Below are 14,970 nucleotides of genomic sequence, written 5' to 3' on the forward strand. Positions count from 1 at the left end.
ATCAAGGGGTTCTTTTTTGAAATTAAATGTAAAGCTAAATGTAAAATAGGTATTTAGGCTGTTTCTATTTTTAATAATTTTTATTTAGGACAGTATTGAATACAAATCAATTATTTTATTTCCAAATTCTTTCTGTAATTCAATTGGAGGAATTAAAATTTCAGATTCTTTGATTGCTTCAGTACTTAAATTTACTTGTACTCCCGAATTTGCTTTAGTTTGCAATTCAGCAATAAAGTCCTTATTGTTTAATTGAATGTATAATAAATAATTACTGATTAGTTTCGAATTATCTTTCAAATAAATTCTAGCAACTCGTTGATTTAGTACGTAATGATCATCTTTATCAATCATTGCTGGCACACCTAAAATAACAACATTATCTTTCATGTCTGTCATCGCCATAATAATGTCACCTTTATTTAGAATCCATTTTTTAACATCCATCTCACGAGATATATAATCTTTTTTGGGGTTCAATTTTAAACCTCCACCTCTTTCGATATGTCCCATTTTGACAACTTCAAAAGAATTAAAATTGTTATCTGTAAAATCAGAACTTTTAAATGATTTTCCATTTTTAACTTCAGCAATCTCACTTAAAGGTAATACCTCCCAATCCTCCTTCGCCTCCACTATAAACCACTGGCGGAATAAGGTTTCCGCCAAAGCCTCTAAGGTTTGGTTTTGTTGGTGTAATAAGTCTATTTTATCATCCAAACTCGACAATACCGATGCAATGGCTTTTTGCTCGGGAAGTGGGGGAAGTTGGATTTCGTATTCACGTAAACCTTTTAAAGGAACATTAGGTATTGTTGTTCCTGTAGCAATATCAACTAAATAATTCTGAAAAAATTTACTTTTAAAATTATAATAAACAAATTTTTTATCTACTGTATCTAATAGGTTAACATATGCCGCACTTTTCCCCAAAACAACTTTCTCATTTCTGTAAAAAGATAAATTACCAATTGTACCATTAATTGAAATTAAAACAGAATTATTATTAAGATCTTTACGATACTTTAAAAACTCCTCCTCTGTTACCTTCTTTGTATCCTCTTTAAAAATAATACTACCATTAATTAAATTATTACCATTAATAAAATAGTAATCTCCATTTCCATCATATTTTGGAGTACCATGTAAACCATCACCTATCTTAGAGGAAATATCGCTTAATAAATATGTTTTCCAATTCCTATTCTCCATCCTTCGGCAATTCAATTTTTAAAAGGTTCTCAGCAATAATGGTATTCAATTCCACTTCTTTGGCTAATTGTTCTTCTAAAGTGCTTTTCAATGACGTAAAACGCTCTACAAAGTTGAAATCGTCTTCTTCATCAGGTAAACCAACATAACGCCCAGGCGTTAGTACATAATCCAACTCCGCTACTTTAGACACCGGCACCGATGCACAGAAACCTGCCACATCTTCGTACTGCCCATCGACATTACGCCAATTATGGTAAGTAGCAGCAATTAAGTCAATATCAACTTTGCTCAACTCACGGTTTCTACGGTTGATGAGATGCCCAAGATTACGCGCATCGATAAACAAGATTTCGTTTTCGGTGTTTCGGAATTTGGCATTCGGTACTTTCTTACGGCGCATAAACCATAAGGCCGCAGGAATTTGCGTATTCAGGAACAACTTCGCAGGTAAGTTCACGATACAGTCGATTAACCCTGCTTCGATCAAGTTTTTACGGATTTCTCCTTCCCCCGACGTTTTAGACGTCAACGCTCCTTTTGCCAATACCACACCGGCTTGTCCTGTTGGTGCCAAGTGATGGATAAAATGTTGCAACCAACCAAAGTTGGCATTTCCTACAGGTGGCACACCGTATTGCCAACGCGCATCGTTACGCAATAAATCGCCCGACCAATCGCTCACGTTAAACGGAGGATTCGCAATGATATAATCGGCTTTTAAATCTTTATGTGCATCGTTTAAGAACGAACCTTCCGAATTCCATTTTACCCCCGTAGAATCGATCCCACGAATGGCTAAATTCATCTTCGCCAAACGCCAGGTGGTTTGGTTGGATTCTTGTCCGTAAATCGATAAATCTTCAATACGACCCTGATGCTCGGTCACGAATTTCTCCGACTGTACAAACATACCACCCGAACCACAACACGGATCGAAAACACGACCTTTGTAAGGTTCTAGCATTTCTACCAACAATTCTACTACCGAACGTGGCGTGTAGAACTGTCCACCTTTTTGCCCTTCAGCCAATGCAAACTGACCTAAGAAATATTCGAAGACGTGTCCTAATACATCAGCAGAACGCTCTTTGGTATCGCCAAAGTCGATATTACCAATCAAGTCGATTAAATCTCCTAAGCTGGTAGGATCCAGATTTTGTTTAGCATATACCTTCGGTAAAATTCCTTTTAGTTGCGGGTTTTCTGCCTCAATAGCATCCATACCATCATCTACAATTTTACCAATTGTAATTTGCTTTGCCGAGCTTTGCAAAAAAGACCATCGAGCTGATGGTGGAACGAAAAATACATTTTCTGCGGTATATTCTTCTCTATCTTCAGGATCAGCACCTTGATCAATTTGTGCGGTTAAATCAGCATGTAATTTCTCAAATGCAATGGATATGTATTTTAAGAATATTAATCCGAGTACCACATCTTTATATTCTGCTGCATTGATGTTTTTACGCAACTTATCCGCTGCTTTCCACAAGGTTTTCTCTATCGTTTCTTGAACTTCTTCTTTTTTCTTTTTAGCCATTCTTTACGATGAATTTCTGATATTAATTTAATCTCTAAATCTACAAAAAGCAATCGAAAGTAAAAAGAGGAAAACCGTAAATGCGTAAGAACGTAAGAGAAATTCGTCAAAAGAAAATATTTTTTTTTTAAGATTGAAAAAAAACTATTTAATAGAGAGGGATTGAAGCAAAGTAATGAAGAGATATGCGTAGTTTGCATTGAATCGCTTTATTTCAGTATGGTTTTTCTGATGAAAAAAATAAAAAAAGTTTTTAGCAAAAAAGTGGTTACTTATCTTACTCACCACTTTTAAAAGAAAAACGGTGCATTTGGCACCGTTTCATTTATTCGTCAATATGCTAGAGAAAAATATTGATCTAATTACCTAATTTTCAAAACGATAAGGTATTTCCTGAGTTGTATATCCCTGCTTGTCTGTTGTCTCCATTGATCGGTTTCTTTTATCCACTTCATCAAAATCAAATTCCTTTACTGGATATACATAGGCGTGGTTTTTTGAATATCTCTGAAAGCCATGTTTCTTTAATGCTTTTCCTAATTTATTTACTGTACCGTCGGTTACGTGAAGGTTTCCGAGTTCAGCTAAGCGTACCGCAATTTGGGAAGTGTTGTAAAATTTATTTGCGGTTTCCTTTGTTGCCGGTTCAAACCAAGTAAGCAATAATTCTTGTTCAGGACTTCTTAACTGATACTGTTCGTTATTGGCATTGATTTCTTTGATTTCTTCCTGGTTGAACCAATGGCGGAAGCCATTGGCGAATAAGGATAATGCTTGAGCGTAGACTTTGTTGATGTCTATGTTGTGGGTGTACTCGATGTTGTGACCGTAGGCTTTTCGCTCATTAACTAAAATGGTAAATCCTCTTCCTCAAATTCAATATCTGCATTTCGATTTTCAACTTTCAATTGATTTTCTAAAGGAATCCAATCGAAATATTTGGAAAGTATAAGCCCAATGTTATGTGTATAAAAAATAGACTTAAAGTCTAAAACAATCCCTTTATAATGGTATGTTTCAGATCGAAAATCCACATCCATATCCAAGCCATATTTGTAATAATTAAATTCAAAATCTGCCCGAATTAACCAATCTTTTATGCTTGACTCGCTTATCAGCGGAAAGCTGAAAAACTCTTTAAGAAGATTCTTTGCAGACTCTTCGCGTTTAATCATTTCGTAAAAAGACTCTAATTTATCCAGATAAAGATTTATTTCCTTCTTAAACTTATAAGCTTTTCCTGTGAAAATCTCAGAAAGATCATCAAACTGCCTGTACTTATCAAACCATGTATGGCAAAATTTGGCGGATAGAATGCCTTGACTTTTTATTTCTGATTCTATTTCTTCTACACCTTTCTGAGCCAAAGCTGCGTCCTGATAATATTTTAAATTTGGTTTGAAATTAACTTTGTCTTCTTCATAAAACGAAAATTTCCTATAAGTTCTGTCGTATTCATTGCCTTCTGCTTTAAAACTTGAACAAGGACAAATGTCAATAATTTTTCCATCTTCCTCTTCAAATAGCAACTCCATTAGTGCTAGATTATCCTTGTTAACGAAAGCGAATCCTTTCTGACCTTTATTGCAGCCATCACATTCCCCAGGAATCTTTTTCAAATCGCAATTTAGATTTTCGTCTTCTCTAAAATTACTAAAGAGCTTTCGAACTTCTGTGACAAATATATCTTTGGAAACTTCCTGATAAGGCTGATTTTCATCGAGTAAAAGGTCGAGCATTTCTGCATCAAGGTCTTGGAAAGCTTTGAAGATGCGTTGGTTTTTAGTCATGATTGCGTAGTTTTTATGTAAGCTTAAGTATTTCCCAAGCTAAAGATTCCTTTTTTCGATTATATCTTCTGATCGATATTGCAGTAACATCTTGTCTGTTCGATAAATTAAGTTTTTGGACAGTAGTTGGAGAAATAAAGGAATCATTTAAAAAAGCAAACCCTTTTTCATTTAACCGAACAGAACCGGCTTCTATTTTGAAATTTTTGTCTTTTAATACGCTGTTTTCACCTTTCTTCAAAGTAAAAAGCTTTGAAGGATGTTCTTTGGAAAATTGTGAAAACCTGACATTCAATATATCTCCAACATTTATTTTAAGATGAGGATTTAAACGGTCATGCTTGAAAAAGCCTATATCATCGTTATCTTTAATGAAATTTACAATTTTCTTATCAGGATTAATATTATAAACAAAAATATCTTCAGACGGTAAATTTGAAAACAAAATGGCATCAGCATTTTTAGCATTTGATTTATAAAAACTTTCATTACTAACAGTAGCTTCACAAGCAGAAAACCAATCTGAATTCATCAAAGCCACAACTTTCGACGGAATTTTATGAGCGTTTTCATTCTTGATCTTTTGGATTTTCAAAATTTCACTTTTCGCTTCTGAAAACATATTCTTTGAAATAAAATACTCTGCCATTTTAAGGTAGATGTTGGTTTTCATTTGCTCTACTTTATATCCTGATAAGCAAGCCATGCAAAGACAGGTCAGTTTATCCTCTTCTGTTTGAACAATTTGATGCAAAAGATCCCACACCCAGAACTCGCGCGATTTTTTTTGTGCAAAGGGAAGGAAATCAGTGAGTAAATGATCCCTTTCTCCAATAGCCAGAAGCATCTGAACTTTGAAATAAACAAGGTAAATAAACGAGTGATTTTTCTCATAGACCTCGTCGATTTTTCTGACATTTTCCAGAACCGTTTGCCTTTCCAATTGATAATCAGCAGAAGGAATGAGAAATTTAAAGTAAGCCGTAAACACCTGTTCCGCAACAGACATCATCTGATTTCCGTTTGGCAGTACATCTTTTTTATAATCTTCTTCGCTGAGATAATCTGTATTCCACCAATCAATGAATGCAATATATTTATCGCGGTTTGTTTTAAGAACTTTATGGGTGGCTTTTAAAAGAAAACTGTAAGCTTCTGAAGGTTTTGAATAATGAAATGATTTTGCCAAATCCACAAACTGATAAACCTGATCGAAAGGAATTTCCTTATACTTAATCACCTTGAAAAACAGCGAACCGATTTTCCACGCAATATTGTCGAAAAGCATGGTATCGGTCTCTGGCATATTCAGGTCCTTCACTTTATTTAATATTTCAATAAATGAACTAAGATTTTCTTCTTCCCCATACTTTTTCAGCAGATCGTTATATACCCAGCTAATGTTTCTTTTAGCATAGATATTATCCGCATTAGCTTCCAAGTCCTGCAAAGCCAATTGTAGAGATTCTTCTAAATGTCCGGATTTCCTTAAGTCTTTAATTTGTTGGGATTGAAGCATATTCTGAAATTTTCGTAATTAATTCACTTAACATAAAGTCCTTCTCTAAATCTGTGGACTTCACTAAAGCCTTAGTAATTTCGTTTTTACCATTGAAGTAAAACTGAATTTGGGAGCATTCAGCATTTGTTTCAAAAAAATAATTGACAAAGTAATTTTTTTTTCTTTCCACAACATTTGTAATTCTTGTTCCCACATCATAACTTGCTCCCTGAACGATTTTGTAAAGATCCTGAAGACAATCTTCCGTAGGAATATATGAGGGAGGAAAAACAACCTTATTTGGTTTAGAAAGAACTTTTCTTACAGATTCATGCTGTTCTTCAGTTCCGGATGTAAATTTGAAATCGCGAAAATGGCCAGCATCATTATGAAAAGCTTCTGCATTAACACGAATTCCATCCAATAAAAATGAATACTTTTCTAAATAAGGAAAGCTTCTTACTTCATCAATTGAAAGTAATGTTCCTTCACACTTTTCTAAAATATTCCAATAAAGGAAACTTTTGCATTTATGGTGTGTCGTTTTATGGAACGGGGAAACCATAACTTTTGAAAAATCGAATGAATCTGCTGGAATTTTAGTAAGCGGCATAATGCTACTAAAATTCAGTCGATAAAACTTGCCAAAATTTGGAAAATTAACAGCATAAAGTTTTTCCGATGCTCGTGTAGTTACAGTGTAACACCACCTTAATGGCATAATAGATAAACTTACCTGACCATAATAATCCACAATAACTGACTTCCATTCTCCCCCCTGCGATTTATGACCCGTGATAGAATAGCCATATTTCACTCTCAATGCATTAAAAAACGGATCTGCTTTCAGATAACCCTTAAATTGTTCTGATTTAATATTTGAATTTGGAAAATCTTTTTGAAACCGCATAATCGTATTAATATACAACGCTTTCATTTCATCTACAGATAAATCTCTCTCCGTAGACTCTAATAATGTTTCGTTAATATATGCATCGAACGGTTCTGGATTGTCGGGTAAAAGCAGACACACTTTTCTAAAAGAAAATGTAAATATTTTTTTAATTTTCTTACCATTTTCATCCACATAAACTGGCGCCGATTTCTTTTCAGTCTCAAAAACACTAACAACTTTGGCAAAATCTCCATTGAAAATCTCACGGCCATATGTGTGATAGTTATTGTTGATTATCTGAACCATATCTCCTTTACATATATGTTCTTTTCCTGGGAAGTAAATTTTCCTTATTTCATTATTGTAATGCAGATTCTGCGCATTCGAGAAATTAATAATCACCCCCTCATTAAATTCAGGGACAGGAAACAACTCACAATACTTCTCCACAATATTCCCCTCACGGAAATTGAAACAAGATTCTTCGTCAAATTCAAATTCAAGAACCCGATTTCTTTGGTTTTCAATACATTTTCTAATTTTTGTAGCATTTTCCAAAATCTGATTTTTTTCCTGTCTCATCACTTCAGTTAAAAAGACCTCTAAAACTGGAATCTCTTTATTTTCATAAAAGCTTTTCTCCAAAGCCCATGATTTGTTGTCTCCAATAGGCGAAAGCTGTGCCGGATCTCCTATTACAATCAGCTTGTTTCGGTTTGATTTAATTTGCAGTTGAGCATAGGTCATTAAGTCATCGAGGAGTACATCTGTTCCGAAACGAAAGAGTTCATGTTCTGATTTCCTTGATGAAATCATGGATGCTTCATCTACGATAACCACCGTATTTTCTTCAAGTTTTACAACCGGAAAATGATATTGAAAAGAATGTTCAGCAATATCTTTTTCTTCAGAATTTATTGTCAGAAGATTATTGAAATCATAAATGGTAGAGTGTATTGTTTTTCCATATCCTGTTTTATCTCTCAGAATTTTTGACGCTCTTCCAGTAGGCGCACAAACTACAAATTTCCTTTTATCTTTTTCTAAAGCCTTAATAATCCCTTTCACCAAAGTAGTTTTCCCTGTTCCTGCAAAACCTTTCAAAAGGAAAACACGATCGCTACCTTCCATAAAATTTTCAATTTTACTGATAACGGATTCCTGCTGGGAATTAAGATTTATAGAAAAATGAGAGAGAATATCCATAGTTGTTACATGCTTTATTATTTAAAAAGGCAAGACGTCATCTTCATCGTCGAAAATGCCGATTGAGCTGGAGTCTTTTTCGGAATTAGATACGACATTATTTTGAATGGTCTCCAAAGATTTTTCTTCTCCAGACACCTGAATTTTCCACGCTTTTACATCGGTGTACCATCTGCCGTTATATTCGCGGCTTTCGATATCAATGTCGATGAGAAGGTTTATCCCTACAATTAAAGGCTGAGAAGGAATTTTATCTCCTCTAAATGAAATACAGATCTTTTTTGGATATTTATCGCTGGTTTCTACAATGATATCCTGTTTTTTCCATTCGCCGTTTTTACCGGTTCCGGATTGTAAAGGGAGAATTTGGATGAGTTTTGCTGATATTTGCATTTTGATTTTGTTTTGTTGGGACAAAGGAAGAAAGGTATTGTGCAGTGGGAGTGCATTTGATTTTTAATATTCTATTCCGTTGAATCTATTGATGTCATAGTTTACATTTTTATCATCAATTAGAAACGTAATAAAATCTAAAATTTTGCATACCTCTTCATGTCTCACCCTAATACCATCATGCACAAACTTATGCCTAATAATATTTATTTCAGGCCAATTTTTGACATTACTGTTAGAAAAACCAAACATAAAAATCATTATACTGCCTATTTTATAATTCAAGTCCATCTTAGTTGTACGACTCTCAGTAATTTGATGATTATCTGCTAACTTATGACATCTTAGTGAATGATCATATTTGATTGGCTCTTCAAACTTGTAAACTTTCTTAGAATCTCTTGAAACCATTTTTCGCACAATTATATCGTTAACATAATAATATCCCTGTTGATCATCGCTATCAATAATTTCAGAAGCAAAATCTTCAATTATCTGAAATAGCTGTAAAAACCCAAAAGATAAACTTTTATCAGATGAGGAATTTGGATCCGCTAAATTTATTATTGCAAATGCTTTCTCTAATTCAATTTTTGCTTTCTGATAAAAACTATTGATAAATGGTATTGCACTATTGTCTATAACATCATTCAAAGTTGATATTTTTTCCCATATATCTTTTAAGAATGATCTTTTACTTGAAGTTTTTAAAATGCTAATAATTTGATTGACGGACTCTTTGCTATAATTTGAATCCTTGCTATTCTCCGGTGACTCTTTCATTATAAAGCCGTCTGCACCAACATCTAAAGCATATTGCAAATTTGTAGCTTTATTAGTTGCAGAGAACACAATTACCTGAATACCTTTATTAATATTTTTTATTTCCTGCAAAATTTTGATTCCAGTCAAATCACTCGGTTTAATACCATTGGTATAATCGTGATCATGAAGTCTTAAATCCAGAATTACAATATCCGGAAAAGGATGAGATTGTAATATTTTTCTTTTTGCCTCTTCAATAACACCTTCTTGTATAGATTCTGATTTAAAATCTTTTCCAATCGAATCAAATTTAACATTGTTGCCTAGTAAAGTTTTAAAAAATGATTGCCAACCTTTTTCTTCCTCATCATCAATTAACAAAACTGAAGAAGAGATACCTGATGACAAATTTGAATTGGAAATTATATCAGTTTCCTTAATTTCATTTATTGTCATTAAATATCTAAAGAACAATGAATTCTTGATTTCATGCTTTATATATTCTGGCAAATTTTGTTCTATACATAATATCTGACTCCACCTGAAAATACTCCATTCATTAATTATCGAATGGTTAGTTTTATAACTTAATGGTCTTCTAATATTTATATTTCTAATCCCTTGTAACGCTAAACTTTTGGCAATTTTTTGAATTGCGTCACTTTCAATTTTTAATAAATTCTCGTTAAAGCTTGCATTTATTTGAAGATAAGAAACATTTGGCAACTTTAGTACCTGACTTAATTCACAATATTTGAAAAATGATAGTTCATCCTCAAACCCGCAAAGAATAAATCGGACTTTTTCAACTCCACTTGTCAAAGATTTGAAATATGATTTTAGAAAAATTTCAACTCCATGATATTTGAGATTATTCGGTTTGTTTGGAGAAACCTCAATTAAATAAACTTTATCTTCTTCTGGCTCTGATATTTCGAAATCAGAAAGTCGATCTAAATCATTTGGTATCTGAACATAATCGATATTGAGAGCATTACCAGTACTTTCAGAAAAAAAATTAATAATCTGCATATTTGTCAACAAATTTTTGAATTTGGGAATTAATTACCTCTGAACCTCGATGAGTCTCTGATAAAAATTTAAAAAGAACGTTTTTGTCCTCTTTTAGCTCTTTCGCAGTTAAAATACCTTCAAAATCATCTTCATCAAATATATAGTTTGGATTTAACAATTGTGTTAAATATTCTATTTGGAAGTGTTTAACCTGACTGAAAAGATATTTGTTTCCAAAAATTAAGAGGGGTAGATTAATTGTATTATTTTTTGAATAATAATCTAAAAACTCGGGAAGATTTTGATATAAATCGCCCGAATTGGACTCTGCGTAATAATTATTAACTATACCATTCGTTAATCCACCGCTGAAAATAACGAGAAGTTTACGATTCTCCTTACACCAATTTTTAAATACATCAACGGTAAAATTCTCTGTAAACGCGTAAGATTTATGCAAAATAATAATTTCTGCATCTGAAATATCTTTAAAAAAAATCTCAGTATTACCAGAAACAAAAACTCTATCGGTTATTAAATTCGAGTAATTTTCTATATCAAAGGATTCTTTCATTCTGTCCTTTCTATCTTCAAATAAGTATATCATTACCTATAGATTTTTATACATTTTAAATTTATATTTAACACCACCTACCGAATCGTTAAGCGGTCGCTTAATTGATTCCGAAAAAAACACATTGCCAGGTTCAATATACATTTCTGCTTCATTGGATAGAAATAAAAAATCAAAACTTCGTTTCTCTCCTCGAGTCAATAAATCTGCTTCCAATCCAAAATCAACAATACTAAAAAGGTATTTTCTTACAGTTTGTAAATCTCCAGAATTCCCTATGAACTTACTATTCTCAGGATTCCTTTCAATGAAACTATCTTTATGAAAAATTACCAATTCATAGTATTCTTTTTCCTCCTCCATATCTATGATAACATTAGTTGAGAATGATTTATACTTAAGAATCCATTCCAAAACCTTTTCAATACCCCTATATAAATTATTGACATCTATAAATAAATTTAGCGATTGAGATAGATTGTTAAAACTCTCAGTAAAAACCAAATTGTTTACGAAGTCAACACCTAGCTTTTGCTTTATAAATTTTTTTAAATATTTTTTGAAAGGATATTCTTCAGAGCCCAGCCTAAATTCGATACTGTTTTTAAATCTATTAACAACATCTGAGAAATATTTACCATTAATTTCGATTCTGAACGGATTCTGTGATTCGAAAAGTTGTTTTTGAACTTCTTTATTACCATAAGTCATTTCTGATTCAAAACTTTCTGGAAATTCAATTTTCAATTTGCCTTCACTCTGCAAAAAATCTTTAACAAAACTTACAGTTTTAAGGTTAAGATTTGAAGTTCCCAAGTCTTTCAATTTTTTTTCTATTTCAATAAAGATCACTGAATAATCAATATTAGTTGAATCCGGCTTGTGAGTAAACCATTTGAAACTATCGTTCTGACTAAAGTTATAAAGAAATTTCACCATCTCTTTTGGTCTATGCTTTTTCAAACTTCGATTTGAGTTTCTTATAGAATCTGCAGAATTGTTAAAATCAGATTTTATCTTTTGTTCTATCACCGAAATCCTTTGTTCCAAATCTTTTCCTAAGTGACCATCTTTTTGAATTTCTACTTTTGTAAGTTCAAAAACCCGCTCTCTCTGAGCAGGTGTTAGTTTTTTATCTTCAAGAATTTCCTGTATAAAATCGTATTTATCTTTAGCCATCCGTTTCAAATTTAATGATTGCAGTTTCAATTCCGTCATTTTCCCAAACATCCAAAATATGATCAATATGGTTTGGTGTAGAAGATACCTTTTCAAAACGAGAAAGTAATTGACTATAAGTTGAATTACTCTCTCCTTTAACCATTTTCAGGTAATCAAGTTTTCCTCTTATTACTGCTTCCATAAATAAAGGCGTATTGCCGGGAACTTTTACATGTCCTTTACCTTTCAAATAAGATTTTAAGAAAAGCGAAAATGCTTTATCTGTCCCATAAGTTTCCCAAAAGTACAGCCACATTCTTATCTGCTTAATGTATCTTCGTGCAACATTTGGTTCTTTATTTACCGTAATACCAGTAACCTCCTGTCTAACGTTTGATTTCTGCAAACGAACTTTCGACCTGTTGATCTGAAAATGCTGGTCAGCAATAATTCTTTCCACTTCCTGTCTGAATGCACCATCTTTTTGGTAGATGTTATGATTTGAACTAAATGTAATATCATCGGCATACCTGCTGTAAACCGCACCAAATCTTTTTGCGACCGCTGAAAGCAAATAATCTAAACGCTCACAAATAATATTTGTGAAAATTGGCGATACCGGAGATCCCTGTGGAAGAACTCTTCTCACGGTTTTTTGCAATTTACCCTCAATTTCACGCTCCACTATCATATTTTCGCAAGAAAGCCATGCGATATACAATGCAATTTTATCCTTACCCTCTCCCTTTAAATTAAATGGTGGATGATTTAGACGATTCAGAATTCTTCCAATTTCGATACTTGGAAAAAAATCTTTTAAATCAAGATTAAAAACATACAAACTGTTTGAATGCAGTTTGGCATTATCCACAACAGATTTGCCGTGAACAAAGCCATAGGCAGCATTATGTGGTTCGTAAAGGGAATGCATGATTAAATTGAGACACTTCAAAACGACTTTCAAGTCCGCTTTTGGTGCATGAATGGTTCTTTTACCACCATTTTTCTTACTGATTTCAAAAGTCTTAAACCTACGGCTAGAATTTGGGTGTGATAAAGCTTTTAAAGTCTGTGGTATTATGTTGACAATTTTTTGCTGATACAATAAGCGCTGACAATACGTCAATAAATGACAGAACATTTTCTCAGAATCACAAATTCTAAAAAATCTTGCGATCAATGATTTTTCTTCCGCTGAAATGTCTTTTACTTCCATTAACATTAATTATTGAAAATTCTTGAAAGCCTGTTTATATTTTCTTTATTTATTACAATTATTAAAAATCTAAATAAGTGAGGGTTTTTCAGAAAGCAATAATCAAATAATATCAAGAATATAAATAATAAAATATCATATCTTAAAAAATTATTCAGAAATATTGATTCTAAAATCGTCCTAACATTCATTCCGAATTGCTTCGGAACACCTGCCGATTTTTGAAAGTGAACTTCCAACAGCAGGCAAAGTCAAAATCTTAAAACAGGCTTTTCAAAGAACTTTTATCTGTTTGACGATGCAAACTTATCTCTATCGAGTGCAGCCAAACTGCACTAATAATTTTTATTTACTTCCTGTAATCTATTTTTAATTATTTCCTTTAATTTTTTTGGCTCCAGCACTTTCATATTCTCGCCGAATGACAAAATAACACTTTCCAATTCATAGTTTAGTTTTAGCTCAAGCTTTAATAGATTTCCCTTGATGTTCTGAGAACCATGAATAGGTTTGGATTGAATATATGGTATAATGTTATTGCTTAATTCAATAACAATTTTTGCCGGTTGCTCCTCTTGATTATTTGTAACTCCAATAATATCTTCGAAATATTCGTCAAAATCAATTTCACAGGGCTCATAATCACTTTTTGACGATTGAATTTCAACAATCCGATCCAATGCAAGATTCTGAATTTTTTCAACCTTGTGATTGTTTCCAAACAGAAACCAGCGATTATTATACTGTTTCAAATAATAAGGCGAAACTGTAAAAACATTTTTACGATTCGTATTGAAACCTTGATAATGAATATCCAGACATTGTTCATTCAAAATACTTTGATATAAAGGATTTAGGAATTCGACACCTTTTAGGAATTCATTATCCTCGAAACTTATGATTTGTCTATTTTGCTGTGAAGTATTGATTCCTGCTGATAATTTTGCCTGAATGGAGTTTACCCAATCAAATCCAGGCATATTATTCATTCTGGACAATGTTTCCATTGCTTCATTAAGTGAGTTGAGTTCGTCAGGATTCAAAGGCATTTTCAAAATAGAGAATTCGGGATCTGAATAACGGTAGAAAACTTTTCTACCATCCTTGACACTTTCAATGGGTGCATCATAACCTGCTTCACTTTTCATAAAATCAATGTCATCAAAAATCTGCCTGCGGGAAACTGTTGTTTCAGTGGCGTAATGCTCTGTCAGCACATCAGAACAATACTCAATCAGATCATTGATATAAAATCTTTTGAACTGATTTGAAAAGCATTTGTCCAATGCCTTGTATCTGATTTGAGCGTTTTTGTTTTGAGCCATTGAGATTATTAGTGGAATTACCAAAAATACAAAATGCAATTGAGAGAAAAAAACGGAAAATAAAACTGCATAAGGTGCATAAGCAAAAAATGAGTAAACATTTTTTATGTTTTTTTAAAAAAATTTATTTTGTTCAAATTAAAGCAATAGAAAGAAAAAGGAAATTTATTGTTCTTTAAATTTCTTAATAATGCTTTCGTTACGCATGTACGTCTTCAAACTAACTTGGACATTTTGGAATAAATCCTTAAGGAGTATTTAGGGTTATAAACTTAATAATTTCTGTTGAAAATACAACTGTCTTCTTTTTCGGATTGAATCCGATTTTATTTGTCTTCTTTTTTCCAAAATTTGCTCAGATCTTCCGAAGTAAAC

12 protein-coding genes are annotated in these 14,970 nt (G+C 32.6%); all 12 read right to left on the reverse strand.

Going from position 1 to position 14,970, the window contains the following annotated elements:
* Positions 1-84: 84 nt before the first annotated feature.
* The 12 genes from IV513_RS13005 to IV513_RS13060 all read right to left on the reverse strand — a co-directional run bounded on the left by IV513_RS13005 (position 85) and on the right by IV513_RS13060 (position 14,595).
* The gene (locus tag IV513_RS13005) at positions 85-1,212 is read right to left on the reverse strand and encodes a restriction endonuclease subunit S (RefSeq protein WP_209391000.1); all 1,128 of its coding nucleotides are present in this window, start codon (positions 1,210-1,212) and stop codon (positions 85-87) included.
* On the reverse strand, positions 1,202-2,755 hold the full coding sequence (locus IV513_RS13010; protein ID WP_209391001.1) for a class I SAM-dependent DNA methyltransferase: 1,554 nt from the start codon (positions 2,753-2,755) through the stop codon (positions 1,202-1,204). Before IV513_RS13010 ends, IV513_RS13005 begins: the two co-directional genes overlap by 11 nt.
* Before the next feature lie 366 nt (positions 2,756-3,121).
* Complete coding sequence (locus IV513_RS13015) at positions 3,122-3,418, reverse strand: hypothetical protein (RefSeq protein ID WP_209391002.1); 297 nt, start codon at positions 3,416-3,418, stop codon at positions 3,122-3,124.
* A 185-nt stretch (positions 3,419-3,603) separates the two neighbouring features.
* Complete coding sequence (locus tag IV513_RS13020) at positions 3,604-4,545, reverse strand: hypothetical protein (RefSeq protein WP_209391003.1); 942 nt, start codon at positions 4,543-4,545, stop codon at positions 3,604-3,606.
* Between the two features lie 13 nt (positions 4,546-4,558).
* Complete coding sequence (locus tag IV513_RS13025; RefSeq protein WP_209391004.1) at positions 4,559-6,064, reverse strand: hypothetical protein; 1,506 nt, start codon at positions 6,062-6,064, stop codon at positions 4,559-4,561.
* Positions 6,042-8,147 carry an ATP-dependent RecD-like DNA helicase gene (locus tag IV513_RS13030; RefSeq protein WP_209391005.1) on the reverse strand — a complete coding sequence of 702 codons (2,106 nt, stop codon included), beginning with the start codon at positions 8,145-8,147 and terminating at the stop codon, positions 6,042-6,044. Before IV513_RS13030 ends, IV513_RS13025 begins: the two co-directional genes overlap by 23 nt.
* Positions 8,148-8,168: 21 nt before the next feature.
* Complete coding sequence (locus IV513_RS13035) at positions 8,169-8,540, reverse strand: DUF3127 domain-containing protein (protein WP_209391006.1); 372 nt, start codon at positions 8,538-8,540, stop codon at positions 8,169-8,171.
* A 63-nt stretch (positions 8,541-8,603) separates the two neighbouring features.
* On the reverse strand, positions 8,604-10,337 hold the full coding sequence (locus IV513_RS13040) for a response regulator (protein WP_209391007.1): 1,734 nt from the start codon (positions 10,335-10,337) through the stop codon (positions 8,604-8,606).
* On the reverse strand, positions 10,324-10,926 hold the full coding sequence (locus IV513_RS13045) for a hypothetical protein (protein WP_209391008.1): 603 nt from the start codon (positions 10,924-10,926) through the stop codon (positions 10,324-10,326). The genes IV513_RS13040 and IV513_RS13045 overlap by 14 nt, the downstream gene beginning before the upstream one ends.
* A gap of 3 nt (positions 10,927-10,929) precedes the next feature.
* The gene (locus IV513_RS13050) at positions 10,930-12,072 is read right to left on the reverse strand and encodes a hypothetical protein (protein WP_209391009.1); all 1,143 of its coding nucleotides are present in this window, start codon (positions 12,070-12,072) and stop codon (positions 10,930-10,932) included.
* Positions 12,065-13,270, reverse strand: coding sequence for a reverse transcriptase family protein (locus tag IV513_RS13055; protein ID WP_209391010.1), 1,206 nt, complete (start codon positions 13,268-13,270; stop codon positions 12,065-12,067). The genes IV513_RS13050 and IV513_RS13055 overlap by 8 nt, the downstream gene beginning before the upstream one ends.
* 335 nt (positions 13,271-13,605) lie before the next feature.
* Positions 13,606-14,595: a YafY family protein gene (locus IV513_RS13060; protein ID WP_209391011.1), complete on the reverse strand. Its 990-nt coding sequence runs from the start codon at positions 14,593-14,595 to the stop codon at positions 13,606-13,608.
* Positions 14,596-14,970: the final 375 nt, after the last annotated feature.

It is taken from the genome of Chryseobacterium sp. RR2-3-20 (genome assembly GCF_017808115.1).
Taxonomy (GTDB): Bacteria; Bacteroidota; Bacteroidia; order Flavobacteriales; family Weeksellaceae; genus Chryseobacterium; species Chryseobacterium oryzae.

Coding starts and splice junctions, on each gene's coding strand:
- IV513_RS13005 (WP_209391000.1), bottom strand. CDS start 1,212: ATGGAGAATAGGAATTGGAAAACATATTTATTAAGCGATATTTCCTCT.
- IV513_RS13010 (WP_209391001.1), bottom strand. CDS start 2,755: ATGGCTAAAAAGAAAAAAGAAGAAGTTCAAGAAACGATAGAGAAAACC.
- IV513_RS13020 (WP_209391003.1), bottom strand. CDS start 4,545: ATGACTAAAAACCAACGCATCTTCAAAGCTTTCCAAGACCTTGATGCA.
- IV513_RS13025 (WP_209391004.1), bottom strand. CDS start 6,064: ATGCTTCAATCCCAACAAATTAAAGACTTAAGGAAATCCGGACATTTA.
- IV513_RS13030 (WP_209391005.1), bottom strand. CDS start 8,147: ATGGATATTCTCTCTCATTTTTCTATAAATCTTAATTCCCAGCAGGAA.
- IV513_RS13035 (WP_209391006.1), bottom strand. CDS start 8,540: ATGCAAATATCAGCAAAACTCATCCAAATTCTCCCTTTACAATCCGGA.
- IV513_RS13040 (WP_209391007.1), bottom strand. CDS start 10,337: ATGCAGATTATTAATTTTTTTTCTGAAAGTACTGGTAATGCTCTCAAT.
- IV513_RS13045 (WP_209391008.1), bottom strand. CDS start 10,926: ATGATATACTTATTTGAAGATAGAAAGGACAGAATGAAAGAATCCTTT.
- IV513_RS13050 (WP_209391009.1), bottom strand. CDS start 12,072: ATGGCTAAAGATAAATACGATTTTATACAGGAAATTCTTGAAGATAAA.
- IV513_RS13055 (WP_209391010.1), bottom strand. CDS start 13,270: ATGGAAGTAAAAGACATTTCAGCGGAAGAAAAATCATTGATCGCAAGA.
- IV513_RS13060 (WP_209391011.1), bottom strand. CDS start 14,595: ATGGCTCAAAACAAAAACGCTCAAATCAGATACAAGGCATTGGACAAA.